The sequence below is a fragment of the Pseudomonas parakoreensis genome (genome assembly GCF_021602155.1).
Taxonomy (GTDB): Bacteria; Pseudomonadota; Gammaproteobacteria; order Pseudomonadales; family Pseudomonadaceae; genus Aquipseudomonas; species Aquipseudomonas parakoreensis.
Genome location: NZ_BQHY01000002.1, coordinates 264,915 through 284,273, shown reverse-complemented (window position 1 = coordinate 284,273; position 19,359 = coordinate 264,915). Strand labels below are relative to the sequence as shown.

The 19,359-nt window shown below is 60.5% G+C and carries 16 protein-coding genes; 7 read left to right on the top strand and 9 right to left on the bottom strand.

Annotated features, from left to right (window positions below):
• Positions 1-114 precede the first annotated feature (114 nt).
• A complete protein-coding gene (locus tag L6D63_RS03775) occupies positions 115-633 on the top strand; it encodes a DUF4946 domain-containing protein (protein ID WP_131670520.1) in 519 nt (172 codons plus the stop codon).
• Between the two features lie 216 nt (positions 634-849).
• On the opposite strand, the gene L6D63_RS03770 is transcribed toward L6D63_RS03775, so the two are convergent.
• The 3 genes from L6D63_RS03770 to L6D63_RS03760 all read right to left on the bottom strand — a co-directional run bounded on the left by L6D63_RS03770 (position 850) and on the right by L6D63_RS03760 (position 3,973).
• Positions 850-1,215, bottom strand: a complete 366-nt coding sequence (locus L6D63_RS03770) for a histone-like nucleoid-structuring protein, MvaT/MvaU family (protein WP_003224630.1) — start codon at positions 1,213-1,215, stop codon at positions 850-852.
• A gap of 234 nt (positions 1,216-1,449) precedes the next feature.
• Positions 1,450-2,985: an EAL domain-containing protein gene (locus tag L6D63_RS03765; protein ID WP_131670373.1), complete on the bottom strand. Its 1,536-nt coding sequence runs from the start codon at positions 2,983-2,985 to the stop codon at positions 1,450-1,452.
• Positions 2,986-3,100: 115 nt separating this feature from the next.
• A complete protein-coding gene (locus L6D63_RS03760) occupies positions 3,101-3,973 on the bottom strand; it encodes a LysR family transcriptional regulator (protein WP_047294259.1) in 873 nt (290 codons plus the stop codon).
• Between the two features lie 78 nt (positions 3,974-4,051).
• On the opposite strand from L6D63_RS03760, the gene L6D63_RS03755 reads away from it, so the two are divergent.
• The gene (locus L6D63_RS03755; RefSeq protein WP_131670521.1) at positions 4,052-4,999 is read left to right on the top strand and encodes a DMT family transporter; all 948 of its coding nucleotides are present in this window, start codon (positions 4,052-4,054) and stop codon (positions 4,997-4,999) included.
• Between the two features lie 245 nt (positions 5,000-5,244).
• On the top strand, positions 5,245-6,321 hold the full coding sequence (gene hppD, locus L6D63_RS03750; RefSeq protein ID WP_047294263.1) for a 4-hydroxyphenylpyruvate dioxygenase: 1,077 nt from the start codon (positions 5,245-5,247) through the stop codon (positions 6,319-6,321).
• A gap of 119 nt (positions 6,322-6,440) precedes the next feature.
• Here the strand turns inward: hppD and rarD are convergent, their stop codons facing one another.
• The 4 genes from rarD to L6D63_RS03730 form a co-directional block, all read right to left on the bottom strand.
• Entirely contained in the window at positions 6,441-7,322 is an 882-nt protein-coding gene (gene rarD / locus L6D63_RS03745) for an EamA family transporter RarD (RefSeq protein ID WP_131670374.1), read from the bottom strand.
• Between the two features lie 260 nt (positions 7,323-7,582).
• Positions 7,583-8,596, bottom strand: coding sequence for an aldo/keto reductase (locus L6D63_RS03740; RefSeq protein ID WP_047294268.1), 1,014 nt, complete (start codon positions 8,594-8,596; stop codon positions 7,583-7,585).
• Positions 8,597-8,664: 68 nt separating this feature from the next.
• Positions 8,665-9,564 carry a LysR family transcriptional regulator gene (locus L6D63_RS03735; protein ID WP_131670375.1) on the bottom strand — a complete coding sequence of 300 codons (900 nt, stop codon included), beginning with the start codon at positions 9,562-9,564 and terminating at the stop codon, positions 8,665-8,667.
• A gap of 177 nt (positions 9,565-9,741) precedes the next feature.
• On the bottom strand, positions 9,742-11,052 hold the full coding sequence (locus L6D63_RS03730; RefSeq protein WP_041063709.1) for an MFS transporter: 1,311 nt from the start codon (positions 11,050-11,052) through the stop codon (positions 9,742-9,744).
• 172 nt (positions 11,053-11,224) lie between these two features.
• On the opposite strand from L6D63_RS03730, the gene L6D63_RS03725 reads away from it, so the two are divergent.
• The 4 genes from L6D63_RS03725 (at position 11,225) to L6D63_RS03710 (ending at position 16,924) form a co-directional block, all read left to right on the top strand.
• Positions 11,225-12,346 carry a sugar diacid recognition domain-containing protein gene (locus L6D63_RS03725; protein WP_131670376.1) on the top strand — a complete coding sequence of 374 codons (1,122 nt, stop codon included), beginning with the start codon at positions 11,225-11,227 and terminating at the stop codon, positions 12,344-12,346.
• A 245-nt stretch (positions 12,347-12,591) separates the two neighbouring features.
• Complete coding sequence (locus tag L6D63_RS03720; RefSeq protein ID WP_131670377.1) at positions 12,592-13,734, top strand: glycerate kinase; 1,143 nt, start codon at positions 12,592-12,594, stop codon at positions 13,732-13,734.
• A 335-nt stretch (positions 13,735-14,069) separates the two neighbouring features.
• Positions 14,070-15,695: a methyl-accepting chemotaxis protein gene (locus L6D63_RS03715; protein WP_131670378.1), complete on the top strand. Its 1,626-nt coding sequence runs from the start codon at positions 14,070-14,072 to the stop codon at positions 15,693-15,695.
• A 41-nt stretch (positions 15,696-15,736) separates the two neighbouring features.
• Positions 15,737-16,924, top strand: a complete 1,188-nt coding sequence (locus tag L6D63_RS03710; protein WP_047294279.1) for a pyridoxal phosphate-dependent aminotransferase — start codon at positions 15,737-15,739, stop codon at positions 16,922-16,924.
• Between the two features lie 142 nt (positions 16,925-17,066).
• Here L6D63_RS03710 and L6D63_RS03705 read toward each other — a convergent pair whose 3' ends face one another.
• Both L6D63_RS03705 and L6D63_RS03700 read right to left on the bottom strand, forming a co-directional pair.
• Positions 17,067-18,044 (bottom strand): NAD(P)-dependent oxidoreductase, encoded by a 978-nt coding sequence (locus tag L6D63_RS03705; protein WP_131670379.1) that lies wholly within the window; start codon positions 18,042-18,044, stop codon positions 17,067-17,069.
• A gap of 14 nt (positions 18,045-18,058) precedes the next feature.
• Complete coding sequence (locus L6D63_RS03700) at positions 18,059-19,357, bottom strand: MFS transporter (RefSeq protein WP_131670380.1); 1,299 nt, start codon at positions 19,355-19,357, stop codon at positions 18,059-18,061.
• Between the last annotated feature and the right edge of the window lie 2 nt (positions 19,358-19,359).

Below are 19,359 nucleotides of genomic sequence, written 5' to 3'. Positions count from 1 at the left end.
TGAATGGGCGCAATGATACGCATGCGGGGCGGCATCGCCAAACCGAATGCGCGGCTTGCTCTGTGGGCGACCGGGCCTCAGACTTTGCTGCTCAATCTGCGAGTGCCTCTGGTAATGATCCGACCGTTCAAAGTGCTGTTCGTTTGCCTTTTCTCGTCGCTGCTGGCCGCTCCGGCATGGGCCGATCAGCCGAGTATCACCTGGCCTGCGGGGTGGGAAATCCAGGCATTGCCCGACACGCCGCCGCAGGTGTCGCGCCAGCGTGCGGTGAAAAACGACGCCGATGGCAATCAGGTCATGGTGATGGAGTTGACCATGACTCAGGTTGAAGCTGGTCATCAGGTCAATGTGCAGGGCGTGCTGCTGGAGATGCGCAAGTCGATTCAGAAAGACTTTTTCCAGGGCGGTTATCAGAGTGTTTGCAATAAGGTGCACCCGGCGAAACTCGGCGCCCTGGAGGCACTGGAAACCACCTGTACGATCACTGAAAATGGCCGACATGTGTTGTCGCAAACATTGGTTGCGGCGGTCGGGGCGGATAAGGCGTATGTACTTTCTTACGCGGGTCAGGCTGAGATTTATAAGGCCAGCGCTGACGAAATAGTCGCCGCGAGAAACAGCTTGAAACTTTAAGCCTCTGTTTCACCTCGGCCAGGTTAGATACCTCGAAGGCATTAAGCACAAAGTTTAGCAGCGATGACCGTCGCAACATCCGGCAAGAGTTTTTAGCCTCACGTCTTGTGGGTGTTAAAGCGGATTGATAACTAGCGCGGGGGAAATCGTTGCTTTTGTTAGATATTGTCCAAAAAAAAGCCCTGCATACAGCAGGGCTTGTTTGTTGGCGCAAGATTAACCGCGCAACCAGGAATCAACGGTGGCTGCACCGTATTGTTCCTTCCAGGCTTTCAAGCCACGGTGGTTGCCGCCCTTGGTTTCGATCAGTTCACCGGTGTGCGGGTTCTGATAAACCTTGACCACGCGAGCGCGGCGGGTTTTTGGTGCGGCGGACACTTGCAAGCCGGACTTGGACGGGTTCGGATCGAGGATGGCGATGATGTCTTTCAGGCCTTTGCCGTAGGTTTTCATCAGCCCCTGGAGCTTTTCTTCGAATTCGATTTCTTTCTTGAGCCCGGCATCGTTCTTCAGCGATTCCAGCTGCTTGAGCTGTTCCTGAAGGGCCTTTTCAGCTGCACGAAATTCAGCGAGTCTGGACAATATCTTTACTCCAATAGTGTGTTTGGCTGATACCAACCGCAAACAAAGCTATAAGCCAAGAGCCTTGAAGCGACTCGGTGATAATGGCTCACCTGTCAATCTTGCACAGGCTGAAAAAATTGTAGTAGTTAATGCGCCAAGAGTAAATCCTGATCTTGTCGTCATGTAACAACAGTGGTGTTTTGTATCAATTTGGTGCGTCGCGTCGAAGCGTCGGGCTTAATTTATTTTTAGTTAACGATCACTTAATGCAGCGATGAAGTCAGCGCCGGGCATGGGTTTTCCGAACAGATAGCCTTGCAGGAAGTTGACGTGGTGGGCGGTCAGGTAGTCAGCCTGTGCCGGAGTTTCTACACCTTCGGCAACAATACCCAGATCAAGCTTGGCCGAGAGTTCGATAATCGTGTCCAGAATATGCCGCGACAGCGCATCAATGCCGATCATCGCGACGAAACTCTGGTCGATCTTGAGAAAGTCGACATTGAATTTTCGCAGGTAGCCCAGGCTTGAATGCCCGGTGCCGAAGTCGTCGATGGCGATCATCACGCCGAGCGTGTGCAACTGCTCGAACAACTGGTGCGTGACGTCGGTCGGCTCGATCAGTTGGCGCTCGGTCAGCTCCAGCACCAGATTGATACTGCCGGGGGCAAACCCGGCAAGAAATTCGCGACAGTCCTCCACTAGCTCCAGGTCCTGGCAGTGACTGGCGGTGATATTGATGCCGATGTGGAAGGGTTGGTCGAAGTCTGCAGAGAGCGGGCCGAGCAGGGCGGCAGTCTGTTGCATCAGCGAACGGGTCATGGGCACGATCAGCCCCGAATGTTCAGCGAACGGGATGAACAGGTCCGGGCGCACCAGACCTTCCTTGGGGTGTTTCCAGCGCATCAGCACTTCGGTGCCGGACCATTTCCTGCTGTCACCATGCACCACCGGCTGAAAGTAAGGGATGAACTCGCCGGCCTCCAGGGCGCGGAGCATTTCATGACTGGGCGAGGTGGCACGTCGTTGCAGGACGTGAGCGATCGCGCCCGAGATCACCCCGAAAAAGATCAGCAGGCTGAACAGCGGTGGGTATTCGGCGGCCATGTAGCGCCACGTTTGCCCTTGCGCGAACCCTGCGCTGACACTGAAGGCGTAACGTGAAGACACCAACGTACTTTGCGCTATCGGCAGCGGCGGCAGGGCGCCCTGATGCACTTTGCCATCGGCCGACAGCCAGTTGTCGCCGACCAGCAGCACCAACTGCGTCTGCCGGCCGATCAGGCGCAGGATGTTGCTCAAGTGATAGCCATCGAGCGTAGTCAGCGCGCCGCCGCGACCTTCGCTGAGGCGATACACCAGCAGCGCGGTGTCGGGCGTGACGGGGTTGCCATTCATCAACCACAGTTTGCCTTGCGCATAGTCGCCCGGGTTGACGGCTTCCTTGAATTCACCGAACAGCGAGCTGCAATAGAGGTTGTTGTCCCACACCAGATTGGTCGAACGCACGAAAGGCCGGCGGGTTACCTGCTCACGTAAAGCCAGTTTTACGCTTTCGCAGGGCTGGCCAGCCAGGGGCAATAATTCGCTGGCGGCCTGGGCGGTGTTGTCGAGCATCAGCTCGAATTGGCGCAACGCCTCATCGGCGGTATTTTGCGTGCTCTGCTGCAAGGCCCGTTCGGCTTGCATATACAGAATCCCGCCGCCCAGCAGGACGGGCAATACACCGCAGAGCAGGGTCATCAAAATGCGTACGCTACGTTTGCGGCGGGGTCTGACGGTCAAGGGCATAGGCGCATCCTGTTGCGATGAGGTGGAACGCTCGAATGCAGGCCTGGCAACGGCGCACCGGTGAGGAACAGCGGAGTCAGAAGGCATGATAGATGGCCGCTGGCGCTTGTGCCGCTCACGGCTGATTGATCTGCTTGGCGAGTTCGATAAATGCCCGCGTGGCGGGCGAAGCCTGACGCTGATCGAGAACAGCGAGGCCGATCAGACGTTGCACCGCCGGCAACAGCGGCTTCTTCACGTAACACGGCGCTGGATCGTCTGGCAATGAGCCTTCGGCGACGACCGTGACTGCATCGCCCCGGCTGACAACGTCAAGTGTGCTGAGCAATTGCGAGCAGCGGTAGCGAATGTTCGGTTGCAGGCGCGCGGCAGTGAACAGGCGTGAAACCAGTTCCGCTGAACCGGCCTCGGTCAGCACAAACGGGTCGGCACACAAATCCTGAAGGCTCAGCGCCGCGCTGGCGGCCAGTGGATGACCGAGCGGGAGCAGGGCAACCATCTGGTCTTCGACCAGCGCGAAAGTGTCGAAGCGTTCCTCGGGCAACACCACGAAACCGACGTCGATTCGCCGCTCTTCCAGCCACTGCAGCACCTGCCGGTCCGGCCCCTCATCGATGTGCACTTCTATGCCGGGATGGACTTGGCGATAGCGCTGCAGAATTCTCGGCAGCAACTTGATCGACGCCGTCGGGCCGAACGAGCCAATGCGCAGCGTACCGCTTTTCATGCCCCGCGCATCGGCCGCCTCCTGGCGCAGCGTGTTGGCCAGACCGAGCATGGCGCGTGCGCGCTGGAGTACCTGCTCGCCGATATCGGTGAGCTCCACCTGCGACGAGTGACGGCGCAACAACTCGACGCCCAACTCCTGCTCCAGGGATTTCATGGCGTGGGATACCGCTGACTGCGAAATCCCCAGACGATGGGCGGCGAGGGTGAAGCCGCGCAGTTCGGCGACCAGTGAGAAGATCTCCAGTTGCGTGAGGGTCATGAGTGTTTGCTCATTTTACGATGACAAGGAATGAAGTGAATGATACGCCATCCTTTGGCTTCTCTGGTTTGGAGCGTCATGCGCAACGTGGAGCAAACTCGCAGTAACGTTTCTGACCGGTCGGTTTATCTGACGCTGGCAGCCGTGACCATGATGTGGGGCGGGACCTTTGTCGCCGGGCGTTTTCTGGCGGGCAGCCTCAGCCCGCTGTTCGCCGCCAGCCTGCGCTTCCTGCTCGCCAGCGTGGCGTTGCTCGGGTTTGTAGGGGTTGCGCGCATCCCGCTGGCACGACCGACGCCTCGGCAATGGCTGCAATTGACGCTGTTGGGGTTCTTCGGGATCTTTTTCTACAACTTGTGTTTCTTTTATGGCCTGCAGTACATCAATGCCTCGCGCGCTTCGTTGATCGTCGCGTTGAATCCAGCCGTGATCGGCCTGGCTTCCTGGCTGTTGTTCAAGGAGCGCCTGGGCCGGGTGAAAGTCGCCGGCATCGCCCTGTGCATTGGCGGCGCGAGTCTGGTGATCGTCAGTCGCAACCCGCAATTGCTCGCCGTGACACCGAATGCCTGGATCGGCGATTTGTTGATTCTCGGTTGCGTAGCGGGCTGGGGCATTTACTCGCTGTGTTCCCGTGAGTTGAATCAGGCACTCGGCCCGCTGCAGACGGTGACGTTTTCGGTATTGATCGGCTGCGTGATGCTGTTGGTGCTGGCAACACTGCGTGGCGAGATGAGCGCGGCAGCCTTGCTCAACCTCGACACGCCACAATGGCTGAGCCTGATCTACCTCGGCGTGTTCGGCTCGGCATTGGCATACATCGGCTACTACGACGGCATCCGCAAAATCGGTGCGACCCGTTCCGGCGTGTTCATAGCCCTCAATCCACTGACCGCAGTGCTGCTCGGCGCGCTGTTGCTTGGCGAACGACTCACTTTGACTCTGTGCCTTGGCGGCGCGCTGGTGCTGGCGGGAATTTATCTGTGCAACAAACCCCTTGCACCGATGCGAAAAAGGCGGATTTTATAGAGAGGGCAGACAACCCTATTTACGCTGTGTAGAATCCGGTTACGCATACAATAATAAACGTCTTCTGGCAGCAGAAGCCTCGCCCGCAAGAGCCTTGGGTCGACAATGAAGATATTCGGGTTTCAACTGATCTATGGTGACTTCCTCGCCCGCAGTGTGCGAGGCATCTCCTGCGCACCACCCGCCGGTCTCAGCATTACTGACAACTAACTCTGGTTAATTGATAAGAATGATGAGGCGTCACCATGGCAGATTTATACGAAAACCCAATGGGCCTGATGGGCTTTGAGTTCATCGAGTTCGCATCGCCGACTCCTGGCACCCTGGAGCCGATCTTCGAGATCATGGGCTTCACCAAAGTCGCGACCCACCGTTCCAAGAACGTGCACCTGTATCGCCAGGGCGCGATCAACCTGATCCTCAACAATGAACCGCACAGCGTAGCGTCGTACTTTGCTGCCGAGCATGGGCCGTCGGTCTGCGGCATGGCGTTCCGGGTCAAGGACTCGCAGAAAGCCTACAACCGCGCCCTGGAATTGGGTGCTCAGCCGATTCATATCGAAACCGGGCCGATGGAGCTGAACCTGCCGGCGATCAAAGGCATTGGCGGCGCGCCGCTGTACCTGATCGACCGTTTCGGCGAAGGCAGCTCGATCTATGACATCGATTTCGTGTTCCTGGATGGCGTTGATCGTAACCCGGTCGGTGCCGGCCTGAAGATCATCGATCACCTGACCCACAACGTGTACCGCGGCCGCATGGCCTACTGGGCCAACTTCTACGAGAAGCTGTTCAACTTCCGCGAGATCCGCTATTTCGACATCAAGGGCGAATACACCGGCCTGACCTCGAAAGCGATGACCGCACCGGACGGCATGATCCGCATCCCGCTGAACGAAGAGTCGTCCAAGGGCGCCGGGCAGATCGAAGAGTTCCTGATGCAGTTCAACGGCGAGGGCATCCAGCACGTGGCGTTCCTCACCGATGACCTGGTCAAGACCTGGGATCAGTTGAAGAAAATCGGCATGCGCTTCATGACCGCGCCGCCGGACACCTACTACGAAATGCTCGAAGGCCGCCTGCCGAACCACGGCGAGCCGGTGGATCAACTGCAATCGCGTGGCATCCTGCTCGACGGCTCGTCGAACCCGGACGACAAGCGCCTGCTGTTGCAGATCTTCTCGGAAACCCTGATGGGGCCGGTGTTCTTCGAATTCATCCAGCGCAAGGGCGACGATGGCTTCGGCGAGGGCAACTTCAAGGCGCTGTTCGAATCGATCGAGCGTGACCAGGTGCGCCGTGGTGTGCTCGCGACCGAGTAAGCCATGAAAAAGCCTGGCTGATGCCAGGCTTTTTAAGATCAAAAGATCGCAGCCTTCGGCAGCTCCTACAGAGAATGTATTCCAATGTAGGAGCTGCCGAAGGCTGCGATCTTTTGCTTTTAAGAGCGGCGTTGCCGCATCAAGTGCTTGAAGCCTTCGAAGACCAGCACCACCACCGCCAGCCAGATCGGGATGTAAGTCAGCCATTCACCGGCCTTGATACTTTCACCGAGCAACAGCGCGACACCGAGCAGCAATACCGGCTCGACATAGCTGAGCAGACCAAACAGGCTGAACGGCAACAAGCGGCTGGCAATGATGTACACCACCAGCGCCGAGGCACTGATCAGGCCGAGCAGCGGAATCAGCCACAACAGGCCTGGGTATTGATCGAACACGGCAAAGCCTTGCTCGCCACCGCGTACAAACCAGTACGCCACCGGCAGCATCAGCGTCATGTCGACCCACAGACCGCCGAGGTTGTCGGTCTTCAAGCGTTTGCGCAGCACGAAGTACAGCGGGTAACCGACCACAACCACCAGGGTCGCCCAGGAAAAACCGCCGACCCGATACAGCTCGTTTGCCACGCCGAGAACGGCAAAGAACACCGCGATTTTCTGCAGGTACGACAGGCTGTCGCCGTAGACGATGCGCCCGGTCAGCACCATCGCCAGCGGCAGCAGGAAATAGCCCAGCGACACGTCAAGGCTATAACCGTTGAGCGGCGCCCACATGAACAGCCACAACTGCACGCCGAGCAACGCTGCCGAAACGCTCAGGCCGCCTATCAGCTTCGGAGAGCCGGCCACGCGCCGCAGCAACTCCAGCACTCGCCGCCATTCACCGGAAACCAGCATGAACACGGTCATGCACGGCACGGTCAGCAGCATCCGCCAGCCAAAGATTTCCACGCCGCTCAACGGGGTGAGCAGCGAGGTGTAGTAATACATGACGGCAAACAGCACCGAAGCTGATACCGATAGAGCGATACCTTTAGACAAACTGTCCTCGCGGGTGGGTGATCAAACAGGGCGCGCAGGATACGTGGTTTTTGTGCTGAATATTGGCCGAGTGCTCAATATTTCCCACATTCTGAAGATAAGCACAAAACCTGTGGGAGCGAGCCTGCTCGCGAAAGCGGTGTGCCAGACAACGCAGATGTTGAATGTGCCGGCCTCTTCGCGAGCAGGCTCGCTCCCACAATGGATTTGTGTTGCCCTCGTAATCTGCTGACGCCGCTGATGCCCGGCTTGTGAGGCTTTCAGGCCTGACGCGGTTTACGGCCCGACACAAAATGGCTCACATCATTGAACCCCGGTGTCGACGCGTGCCCCGGGGTCACGAGCGAGTCGATAAACGCTTCATCTTCCGCCGTGATCTGCACCGCCTGCGCCTTGGTGTAAGCGTCCCACTGCTGCTCGGTGCGCGGCCCGACGATCGCCGAAGTCACCGCACTGTTATTCAGCACCCAGGCAATCGCAAATTCGACCATGCCCACGCCACGGCCTTGGGTGTACTGCTGGATCTGCTGAGCAATGCGCAGCGATTCAACCCGCCATTCGGTTTCCAGAATGCGTTTGTCCTGACGCCCGGCGCGGCTGTTGGCATCCGGCGTGACATCGGGTGCATATTTGCCGCTGAGCACGCCGCGGGCCAGCGGGCTGTAAGGCACCACGCCGAGGCCATAGGTCTGCGCGGCGGTGATCTGTTCGGTTTCGGCCTGGCGGTTGACGATGTTGTACAGCGGCTGGCTGATCACCGGGCGGTCGATCCCGAGCTTGTCAGCGATGCGAATCACCTCGGCGATGCGCCAGCCGCGATAGTTCGACAGGCCCCAGTAACGAATCTTGCCCTGGCGAATCAGATCACCAATCGCCGACACGCTGACTTCCAGCGGCGTGTTGTGGTCTTCGCGGTGCAGGTAATAGATGTCGAGATAGTCGGTACCCAGGCGCGTGAGGCTGGCCTCCAGACCGTTGAAGATGTGTTTGCGGCTCAAGCCGCTGCGGTTCGGCACGCCATCCACCGGGCCGAAACCGACCTTGGTGGCCAACACCCATTCGTGACGATGGCGGGCAATCGCTTCGCCGACGATTTCTTCCGAGCGGCCGTTGGTGTAGACGTCGGCGGTGTCGATGAAATTGATGCCCTGATCCCAGGCCTTGTCGATGATGCGCAGTGAGTCTTCAGCGCTGGTCTGCTCGCCAAACATCATCGTGCCGAGGGTGAGGGTGGACACCTGTAACCCCGAGTGCCCCAGTGTGCGATAGCTCATGGCGAAATCCTTTTATCGGTGGGAAAGCTTCCATCAAATACCAGAAGCGCCCGACGGGGCAAAGTGAATTATCGGCTGAGTGCCGCGCAACGCGTTTGCAAAAACGCCTGCAGCACCCGAACGCGCTCGGACACTTGCACCCGATGCGGGCAGAGCAGATTGAACGGCACGCTCTCGCCATGCCAGTCATCGAGCAGCGTCAGCAGGCGTCCACCGCGCACGTCCTCGGCGATGTCCAGCCACGCCTTGTAGGCAATGCCATGCCCGGCCAGCGCCCAGCGCCGCGCGACTTCGCCGTCATCGCTGAGATAGTCACCGTGGACTTCAACTTCCAGCGTTTCGTCCTCGCGACTGAAGCGCCAGGTGTTGTAAGGCCGGCCGTTGCGCAAATAGAGCAGGGCGCTGTGCTCGTTCAGTTCGCCGGGATGTTGCGGGGTACCATGGCGAGCCAGATAGTCCGGGCTGGCGCAGGCTACCCGTCGATGCGCCGGCAGAATCGGCAGCGCCACCAGCGTCGAGTCGCTGGGCACGCCGAAGCGCAGCGCGACATCCACGGTTTCGCGAAACAGATCGGCGTGCCGATCGTTGAGCAGCAGTTGCAATTGAATATTCGGGTGTTCGCGTTTGAAATCATCCAGCCATGCCAATAATACGTTGCGCCCGAAATCCGACGGCGCCGCCAGTTGCAGCACCCCGCTGAGGCCTTCGCCGTGTTGCTTGAGCGCTTGTTCGCCTTCGGCCAGGGCGGACAAGGCAATGCGTACACTGTCGAGATAGCGCCGACCTTCTTCGGTCAGGCGCATGCTGCGGGTGGAGCGCGCGAGCAGGCGGATGCCGAGACGGGTTTCCAGGCGCTTCAACGCAATGCTGGCGGCGGCCGGCGTCAGTTCCAGGGCGCGGGCGGCGGCGGAGATGCTGCCGGAGTCGGCCACGCGGACGAATATCTCCAGATCGAGAATCGAGCTCATTGGTAAAAATCCTTTAAAAAACTGTGCGTTTTTGCGGGATTTTTCCGTGATTGGCAAGAACTGACGCGGCAATCAATGAGCAAAAAAAGATCGCAGCCTGCGGCAGCTCCTACACGGAAATACGTGTTTCCCTGTAGGAGCTGCCGCAGGCTGCGATCTTTTGATCTGCAAGCGTAATTACGCGCGCAGCGTCCGCGTCATGCGCAATGCCAGCAAACTCCCGCCAACAATCACACCCGCCAGCAGATACAACGCCGCATCGGTCGACCCGGTGCTGTCCTTGACCCAACCCACCAGGTACGGGCTGAGGAAACCGGCCATCTGCCCCATCGAGTTGATCAACGCCAGGCCGCCGGCCGCCGCGCCCGCGCTCAACAGCGCGGTCGGCACTGGCCAGAACATTGGCAGACCGGTCAGCGCGCCCATGGTTGCGAGGGTCAGGCCGAGGATCGCGATGGCCGGGTTGGCGGCGAAGTTCACCGCGATCAGCAGGCCGAGGGCGCCCATCAGCATGGGCACCACCAAGTGCCAGCGACGTTCTTTGCGCAAGTCCGCCGAACGCCCGACCAGCAGCATGAACACCGCCGCCAGCAGATACGGAATCGCGCTCAACCAGCCGATCACCAGGTTGTCGCTGAAACCGAGGTTCTTGATGATCGACGGCAGCCAGAAGTTGATCGCGTAAACGCCGCTCTGGATGCAGAAGTAGATCAGGCCAAACGCCCAGATAGCCGGGTTCTTGAATACCGCGAGCAACGAGTCCGAGGTGGTTTTCGGTTTGTTCGCCAGGTCTTCGGCCTGATCGGCTTCAAGCACCGCGCGCTCGTGCGGGCTCAGCCACTTGGCGTTGGCAAAGCTGTCACTCAGCAGGAAATAGGCGAGGGCGCCGAGGATCACGGTCGGAATGCCTTGCAGCAGGAACATCCACTGCCAGCCCGCCAGTCCACCTTGGCCGGCGGCGAAGTGATTGAGGATCCAACCGGAAAACGGGCTGCCGAGCAGGCCCGAGACGGGGATCGCCGACATGAACAGCGCCATGATCCGCCCACGGCGAAACGTCGGGAACCACTGCGAGAGATACAGCACCACACCGGGGAAGAACCCGGCTTCGGCCGCACCGGTGAACAGGCGCAGGGTGTAGAACTGGGTCGGCGTGGTGACGAACAGCAGGCAGGTCGACAGCGTGCCCCAAGTGATCATCATCAGCGCGATCCAGCGCCGTGGACCGAACTTGGTCAGCGCGAGGTTGCTCGGTACGCCGCACAGCACGTAGCCGATGAAGAAGATCCCGGCGCCGAGGCCGTACACGGTTTCGCTGAATTTCAACGCGTCGAGCATCTGCAGTTTGGCAAAGCCGACGTTGACCCGGTCGAGGTAGTTGAACAGGTAGCAGATGAAAATGAAGGGAATCAAACGCAGGGTGATGCGTTTGTAGACGGCGTTTTTACCGTCATCAATGGTCTGGGTAGCTGCGGCGCTCTGCGACATAGCGGCTCTCTCTTTATTATGATTTTTTGCGATGCACAGGTTAACGTTGATCGCCCTGAGAGTCTCGGCCACCTGTGGCCGGATTGTCTTTGTGCCTGAGCACAGGGTTTGCCGCCAGACCCTGTGCGGGTGAACAACCGTCCGCCGCCGTTGCTTAAGGATTTTGCCGATCATGTTCGAACTCGATCACGACCTCGCTCAGGATATCGTCGACCGGGCCATGGCCATTTTGCCCTACAACGTCAACGTCATGGACAGCCAGGGGCTGATCCTCGGCAGTGGCGAGCCGGAGCGCATCAACACCCGCCACGAAGGCGCGCAACTGGTGCTGGCCAACGGGCGGGTGGTGGAAATCGATGCGCAAACCGCGGTGCATCTCAAAGGTGTGCAACCGGGGATCAACCTGCCTCTGTTGCTTGATCAGCGCCTGATTGGCGTGCTCGGCATTACCGGCGAGCCGGAGCAACTGCGCACCTACGCCGAACTGGTGCGCATGACTGCCGAAATGCTCGTTGGTCAGCGCAATCAGCAGGCCGAGCAGCAATGGCGGCGCCAGCGTTGCGATGACCTGCTGGCGTTGCTGTTGAGCGACGCCGGCGACTCGCCGCGGCTGGTCGATGAGGCGCAGCAACTGGGGCTCAAGCCGCAGTTGACCCGGGTGCCATACCTGTTCGAGCTGGGCCTGGAACAAGGGCCGGGACAAACCGTCGAGGTGCTGAGTGCGTGGCTGACCTCGCGCTACCCGGACAGCTGGTGCGTGAGTTCGGCCAAGTCATCGCTGCTGTGGTGCCGGCCCGCCAGTCAGACGGTTGAGCATGATCGTTTGCTGGAAAAGCTCGATGGCCAGGGCTGGAACATTCTGCGCATCGCCGTCGGCGGGCAGGCGGATGGGCTGGCCGGTTTGCGCCGCTGTTATCGACGGGTCGGTGATCTGCTGGCGTATGGGCGGGAGGTACTGCCGCAGTCGCGACTGCTGACGCTCAATCGCTATCGTTTGCCGGTGATGCTCTGGCGCCATCGCAACGACGACGCGCTGGATGAACTGCTCAAACCGTTGCGCAAAGTGATTGCCAAAGACGGTAACGGCCAGTTGCTCGCGACCCTGCGCAGTTGGTGCGAACACGACGGCCAGAGCCAGGCCTGTGCCGATGCGCTGGGCATTCACCGCAACAGCTTGCGTTACCGGATGGAGCGGATTGCCGAGATCAGCGGAGTTGATCCGTTGCGGCTGGACGGGATGTTGGCGTTGTACCTTGGGGTGCAATTACTGCCGCAGACTGATCCGGCGGTATGAGTTGTTCTTAAGGCCGCCATCGCTGGCAAGCCAGCTCCCACAGGTTACAAGGTGATTACAAGTTATGTAGCCACTGAAGATCCCTGTGGGAGCTGGCTTGCCAGCGATGAGGCCAGAGCATTCGGCATCAAGTCCAAGGCTTTTGTAGAAATGAACAATAAACGCCAACCGCCCTTGTGCAGCGGACAGGCGTCAATGCGCATGCCGACTGGCAGCATGAGGAGCATTGGAACTGGAGAATTCGCATGAAGATCGTCATCGCCCCCGATTCGTTCAAGGACAGCCTGAGTGCCCAAGGCGTTGCCGAGGCCATTGCGCTGGGGCTGGCGCAAGTCTGGCCACACGCCACGCTGGTCAAATGCCCGATGGCCGACGGCGGCGAGGGCACGGTGGAATCGATTCTTGCTGCCTGTGAAGGCGAACTGCGCCGGACTCGGGTGCGCGGGCCGCTGGGCACTCCGGTCGATGCGGCGTGGGGCTGGTTGCCGCACAACCACACCGCGATCATTGAAATGGCCGAGGCCAGTGGTTTGCAGTTGGTGCCTACGGGGCAGCGCGATGCCTGTATCACTAGCACCTTCGGCACCGGTGAACTGATTCGCGCCGCGCTGGATGCCGGCGCGCAACGGGTGATTCTGGCCATTGGCGGCAGCGCCACCAACGATGGCGGCGCCGGCGCGATGCAGGCGCTCGGGGTGAAATTGCTCGATGCTCAGGGGCAGGCTCTGGTGCCGGGCGGCCTGGCCTTGGCGCAACTGGCGCGGCTGGACTTGAGCGAGCTTGATCCGCGTCTGGCCCACGTGCGCTTCGATATCGCCGCCGACGTCAACAATCCACTGTGCGGGCCGCACGGTGCCTCGGCGATTTTCGGCCCGCAAAAGGGCGCGTCACCGGTACAGGTGCAACAACTGGATCAGGCCCTCGGTCACTTCGCCGAGCTCTGCGCGCAAGCGTTGGGCAAAGACGTTCGCGATGAGCCGGGCAGCGGCGCGGCCGGCGGGCTGGGCTTTGCGGCGAAAGCGTTTCTCGGTGCGCAATTTCAAGCAGGCGTGGAAGTGGTGGCCGAATTGGTGGGCCTTGCGGAAGCGGTCGACGGCGCCGATCTGGTGATCACTGGCGAAGGTCGCTTCGACGCGCAGACCCTGCGCGGCAAAACGCCGTTTGGTGTGGCGCGGATTGCCAAAAAACACGGTGTCCCGGTCATTGTCATCGCCGGCACGCTCGGCGAGGGTTACCAGGAGCTCTACGAACACGGCATCGACGCCGCATTCGCAGTCACCAGCGGCCCGATGACCCTGGAGCAGGCCTGCGCCGAAGCTCCACGCTTGTTGCGTGAACGCGCGACTGACATTGCCCGCGTCTGGCGGATGGCCAAAGTCAATAACTGACTGCGTGAAGATGTTGTGGCGAGGGGATTCATCCCCGATGGGCTGCGAAGCAGCCTCCTGCGTTTTTCGCTAAAAACCAGTTTTGAGATTTTGCGACTGCTGCGCAGCCGATCGGGGATGAATCCCCTCGCCACAGAGGGTTGGTGTCAGGGTGTTTCAGTTGTGAAGCACCTTGAGAAATATTTTCGCTTTACACGAAATCTTCCTAAAGCGCCGCCGATACAGAGGTCAGGCGCACACAGATTCCCTCGAACAGTGCCGCCGGACTGACCCCGCTCAAGGGCCAGTGATGACGGCAAGGACGCTCGCAGTTACCTCTATCCGAGAGTCCAACCATGTCCTTGCGTAATCTGAATATCGCGCCCCGTGCCTTCCTCGGTTTTGCCTTTATTGCCCTGCTGGTGATCCTACTCGGCGTGTTCGCCGTCAATCGCATGTCGATCATCCGTCAGGCCTCCCTGGAGATGGATTCGACGCAGTTGCCGAGCGTCACCCAACTCGCGGTGGTGACGGAAAATGTCCTGCGCCTGCGTATTCTTTCGTTCCGCGTTCTGGTCAATCGTGAACCGGCCGGGTTGCAGGAAGCCCAGACCCGCATCGGTGCGCTGGTAGACAAGGTGCGCGCTGCTCAGGCCAGTTACGCGGTACTGCCGGCAGGTTCGGAAGAGCGCGCGTTGTATCAGGAGTTCTCGACGACCCTGGACAACTATCTGCAGGCACAAAACCAGATGTTGGACCTGTCGCGCCAGGACAAACTCGACGAGATGCGCGCCCTGATCAACACGAAGATCAAGGACGGCACCGACAAGATGGGCGAGCAACTGAACAAGTTGATTGCGATCAACGCCGCCGACGCCAAAACGGCTTCGACCCTGGCGGGCAACCACTACGACAGCGCAATTACCGGCATCGTGATTGTCGCGGTCATCGCAGCACTGGCCACGGTATTGCTGGCCTGGTTGCTGACCCGCAGCATCGTCACCCCGCTGAACCGTGCCGTGCAGGCGGCGCAAACCATCGCTGGCGGCAACCTGACCCAGTCGATTGAAGTGGATGGCAAAGACGAAGCCACACAATTGCTGCAAGCCTTGTCGACGATGCAGACCAATCTGCGCAAAACCATCGAACAGATTGCCGGCTCCGCCACTCAATTGGGCGCTGCAGCCGAAGAACTCAGCGCGGTCACCGAAGAAGCCTCCCGTGGCCTGCAACAGCAGAACAACGAGATCGAACAGGCCGCCACCGCCGTCAACGAAATGACCGCCGCGGTGGAAGAGGTGGCACGCAACGCGGTGTCGACCTCTGAAGCGTCGAACCAGTCGACCCAGGCCGCCCGCGAAGGGCGCGATCAAGTGGTGAAAACCGTCGACGCGATCCAGACCATGACCCATGACGTGCAGAGCACTGCACAAATGATCGAAGGCCTCGCCGCGCAGGGGCGTGACATCGGCAAGGTGCTGGACGTGATCCGCGCCATCGCCGAACAGACCAACCTGCTGGCCCTCAATGCGGCGATCGAAGCGGCGCGTGCCGGTGAGGCCGGACGTGGTTTTGCGGTGGTGGCGGACGAAGTGCGCGCCTTGGCCCATCGCACCGCGCAGTCGACTCAGGAAATCGAAAAAATGGTCGCCGGTATTCAGAACGGCACCGGTGAAGCCGTGTCGTCGATGCAGCAAAGCAACCAGCGCACCCAGACCACCCTGGAAATGGCTCGTGCCGCTGGCGTGGCACTGGAGCAGATTACCCAGTCGATCCATCAGATCAACGAGCGCAACCTGGTGATCGCCAGCGCTTCGGAAGAGCAGGCACAGGTCTCGCGTGAGGTCGATCGCAACCTCGTCAACATCCGTGACCTGGCCACGCAATCGGCTGCCGGGGCCAACCAGACCAGCGCCGCGACCCATGAACTGTCGCGTCTGGCGGTGGATTTGAACGCGATGGTGGCGCGGTTTGTGATTTGACCTAGGGTGAAGGCTGGAGACCGCGCCATCAGGAGACGTACATGCGCTATTCAGCCTTGACCCAACGCATCGCCGGGGAGGGGGCAGCGGCCTGGCAGATTCATGACCGCGCGCTGGCGTTGCGCGCCGAGGGAGTCGACATTCTGCTGCTGAGCGTGGGTGATCCGGATTTCGACACGCCGCTGCCGATCATTCACGGCGCCATCGACAGTCTGCTGGCTGGCGATACGCATTATTCCGAAGTGCGTGGCCGACTGGCGCTGCGCAAGCTGATCGCCGCTCGCCACCAGCGGCGCAGCGGTCAGGTGGTGGATGCCGAGCACGTGATCGTGCTGCCCGGTGCGCAATGCGCGGTGTATTCGGTCGCTCAATGCCTGCTGGATCCGGGTGACGAGGTGATCGTCGCCGAGCCAATGTACGTGACCTACGAGGGCGTGTTCGGCGCGTGCGGCGCGACGGTGGTGCCGGTACCGGTACGGCCGGAAAACGGCTTTCGCGTTGACCCCGCCGATGTCGCCGCGCGGATCACGCCGAAGACCCGCGCGATGTTGCTCAACAGTCCCAATAATCCTTCCGGCGCGAGCCTTTCCCTGCTGATCTGGCAAGCGCTGGCGGCGCTGTGCGTGCGTCACGATTTGTGGCTGATCAGCGACGAGGTCTACAGCGATCTGCTTTACGAGGGCGAGCACATCAGCCCGGCGAGTCTGCCGGGCATGGCCGAACGCACGGCGACCATCAACAGTCTGTCGAAATCCCACGCCATGACTGGTTGGCGCATCGGCTGGTCGATCGGGCCGAAAGCGCTGGCCGAGCATCTGGTGAACCTGTCGTTGAGCATGCTGTTCGGTCTGCCGGATTTTGTGCAGAAAGCAGCAGAGGTCGCGTTGGCAAGAGATCTGCCGGAGGTGACGCAGATGCGCGAGGAATATCGGTTGCGTCGCGATCTGGTGTGCGAACGCTTGCGCGGTTGCCCGGGGCTGCAGCCGATTCGCCCGGATGGCGGGATGTTCGTGATGGTCGATGTGCGCCAGACCGGGTTTGGTGCGCAGGCATTTGCCGAGCGGCTGCTGGAAGGTTACGGGGTGTCGGTGCTGGCCGGTGAGGCCTTCGGGCCGAGTGCGGCGGGGCATATTCGCATCGGGCTGGTGCTGGACCGGGTGAAGCTGGCGGATGCCTGTGCACGGATTGCGTTGTGTGCGGTGCAGTTGTTGCAGGCGCGCAGTGCCTGACAGTTTTGTGTTGCCTGTCCCGGCCTCATCGCTGGCAAGTCAGCTCCCACAGGTTCTTCAGTGTTCGTTACAGTTCAGAACGACACAAAACCCTGTGGGAGCTGGCTTGCCAGCGATTTGGACAGAACAGCCACTGAAGATCTCAGCCCTGCCAAGCCGCTGGATTCACCAGATTAGCCGGCTTCTCCCCAGCCAAAGCCACCAGCAGATTGTCCACCGCACACCGCGCCATCGCCTCCCGCGTCTCATGCGTCGCCGAACCCATGTGCGGCGTTGCCACCACATTATTCAGCTGCAACAACGGCGAGTCATGATTCAGCGGTTCACGCTCGAACACATCCAGCCCCGCCGCGCGAATCCGTTGATGGCGCAGCGCGCCGATCAGCGCCGCTTCATCCACCACCTTGCCCCGCGAGATATTGATGAAGATGCTTTCGGGGCGCATCAACGCAAATTGCTCGGTGCCGATCAAACCTTCGGTCTGCGCGGTCAGCGGCAGGGTCAGGCAGATGAAATCCGCCTCTTGCAGCAGCGCCTCAAGGCTGCGGTACTGCGCGTCAAAACGTGCCTCGACTGCCGGTTTGCGCGACTGGCTGTGATAAAGCACCGGCATGCCAAAACCGAAATGCCCGCGTTGCGCCAGCGCTTCGCCGATGCGACCCATGCCGATGATGCCCAGAGTCTTGCCGTGCACATCGGTGCCGAAATGCGCCGGGCCGATGTTGCGGTGCCACTGGCCGCTGCGCACCATGTTCGCCAGTTCCACCACGCGCCGGGCCGTGGCGAGGATCAGGGCGAAGCCAGTGTCAGCGGTGGTTTCGGTGAGCACATCCGGGGTGTTGCTGAGAAGGATCTTGCGCCGGCTCAGGTAGTCGATGTCGTAGTTGTCGACACCGACCGAAACGCTGGCAATCGCCTGCAGGTGCGGCGCCAGATCGAGCAGCGCGGCGTCGAGTCTGAGGCTGGCGCCGAGCAAACCGTGGGCGCTCGGCAAGGCGTCGCGCAGCTTCATCAGGCCGTCGGCGTCGAGGCTTTCGATCAGCGTCACTTCACACGCTTGTTGCAGGCGCGCCATCAGCGCCGGCGACAGTTTTTTGTACAGCACGACTTGCTTTTTCATGGGCAAAAATCTCTTCAGGAATGTGCCGGCACGGGACGCGTGGCAACGGCTTTGGCCACGACACGATCACTGGCGCCGGGCTTGAGAAAAATCGTCAGCACCACCGACAGCAGCAACGCGCCGCTCATCAGCAGGTACGAAGCGCCGGGCGAGCCGGTGGAGCTGTTCAGATAACCGACCAGGTACGAGCCGCCGAACGAACCGAGCGCGCCCATGCTGTTGATCAGCGCCATAGCCCCACCGGCAACATTGGCCGGGAGGATCTCCGGAACGATGGCGAAGAACGGCCCGTAAGGCGCGTACATGCAGGCGCCGGCGATCACCAGCAGCGTGTAGGACCACCAGAAATGTTCCGCGCCCAAGGCGTAGGAGCCGTAGAACGCGATGGAGGCGATCAGCAGCGGCGGCCAGACGAAGCGTTTGCGTTTTTGCAGTTTGTCCGAGCCCCACGACACCGCGAGCATGCCGATCACCGCCGCCAGGTACGGCAGCGCCGACAGCCAGCCGGCTTCGATCATGTCCATTTGCGCGCCGGCCTTGAGAATCGACGGCAGCCACAGCACGAAGCCGTAGACGCCGATGCTCCAGCAGAAAAACTGCAGCGCCAGAATGATCACCTTCGGCGAACGGAAGGCTTCGGCGTAGTTCTTCACCGCTTTGATCCCGACCTGTTCGGCGGCGAGAGCGCTTTCCAGATCGTGCTTTTCCTGCGCGTTCAGCCACTTGGCCTGAGCCGGACGATCATCAGCCAGTTTCCACCAGATAAACGCCCAGAGCACCGCCGGCAAACCTTCGATGATGAACATCCAGCGCCAGCTGAAGTGCTGCACCAGATAGCCCGAGACCACCGACATCCACAGCATCGTGACCGGGTTGCCGAGGATCAGAAAAGTGTTGGCCCGCGAGCGCTCGGCACGGGTGAACCAGTGGCACAGGTAGACCAGCATCGCCGGCATCACCGCGGCTTCGACCACGCCGAGCATGAAGCGGATGACGATCAGCCAATAGGCATTGGAGACCACGCCGGTCAGCGTGGCGAGCCCGCCCCAGAAGATCAGGCTGAAGAAAATCAGCTTTTTCACGCTGTGCTTTTGCGCGTAGATCGCCCCGGGCACCTGGAAGAAAAAGTAGCCGAGGAAGAACAGCGCCCCGAGCAATGAAGACAGGCCCGGTGTGATCATCAGGTCGGCGGCCATGCCCGAGGCGGCGGCGAAGCCGTAGTTGGCGCGATCGAGATACGCCAGGCTGTAGGTGATGAACACGATCGGCATGATGTACCACCAGCGGCGGGCGGCGAGGGTTGCGGTTTTCATGG

What these genes read in the sequence shown, in the direction of transcription:
- L6D63_RS03775 (WP_131670520.1), top strand. Translation starts at nt 115, where the DNA reads ATGATCCGACCGTTCAAAGTGCTGTTCGTTTGCCTTTTCTCGTCGCTG.
- L6D63_RS03765 (WP_131670373.1), bottom strand. Translation starts at nt 2,985, where the DNA reads ATGCCCTTGACCGTCAGACCCCGCCGCAAACGTAGCGTACGCATTTTG.
- L6D63_RS03760 (WP_047294259.1), bottom strand. Translation starts at nt 3,973, where the DNA reads ATGACCCTCACGCAACTGGAGATCTTCTCACTGGTCGCCGAACTGCGC.
- L6D63_RS03755 (WP_131670521.1), top strand. Translation starts at nt 4,052, where the DNA reads ATGCGCAACGTGGAGCAAACTCGCAGTAACGTTTCTGACCGGTCGGTT.
- hppD (WP_047294263.1), top strand. Translation starts at nt 5,245, where the DNA reads ATGGCAGATTTATACGAAAACCCAATGGGCCTGATGGGCTTTGAGTTC.
- L6D63_RS03740 (WP_047294268.1), bottom strand. Translation starts at nt 8,596, where the DNA reads ATGAGCTATCGCACACTGGGGCACTCGGGGTTACAGGTGTCCACCCTC.
- L6D63_RS03735 (WP_131670375.1), bottom strand. Translation starts at nt 9,564, where the DNA reads ATGAGCTCGATTCTCGATCTGGAGATATTCGTCCGCGTGGCCGACTCC.
- L6D63_RS03730 (WP_041063709.1), bottom strand. Translation starts at nt 11,052, where the DNA reads ATGTCGCAGAGCGCCGCAGCTACCCAGACCATTGATGACGGTAAAAAC.
- L6D63_RS03725 (WP_131670376.1), top strand. Translation starts at nt 11,225, where the DNA reads ATGTTCGAACTCGATCACGACCTCGCTCAGGATATCGTCGACCGGGCC.
- L6D63_RS03720 (WP_131670377.1), top strand. Translation starts at nt 12,592, where the DNA reads ATGAAGATCGTCATCGCCCCCGATTCGTTCAAGGACAGCCTGAGTGCC.
- L6D63_RS03715 (WP_131670378.1), top strand. Translation starts at nt 14,070, where the DNA reads ATGTCCTTGCGTAATCTGAATATCGCGCCCCGTGCCTTCCTCGGTTTT.
- L6D63_RS03710 (WP_047294279.1), top strand. Translation starts at nt 15,737, where the DNA reads ATGCGCTATTCAGCCTTGACCCAACGCATCGCCGGGGAGGGGGCAGCG.
- L6D63_RS03705 (WP_131670379.1), bottom strand. Translation starts at nt 18,044, where the DNA reads ATGAAAAAGCAAGTCGTGCTGTACAAAAAACTGTCGCCGGCGCTGATG.
- L6D63_RS03700 (WP_131670380.1), bottom strand. Translation starts at nt 19,357, where the DNA reads ATGAAAACCGCAACCCTCGCCGCCCGCCGCTGGTGGTACATCATGCCG.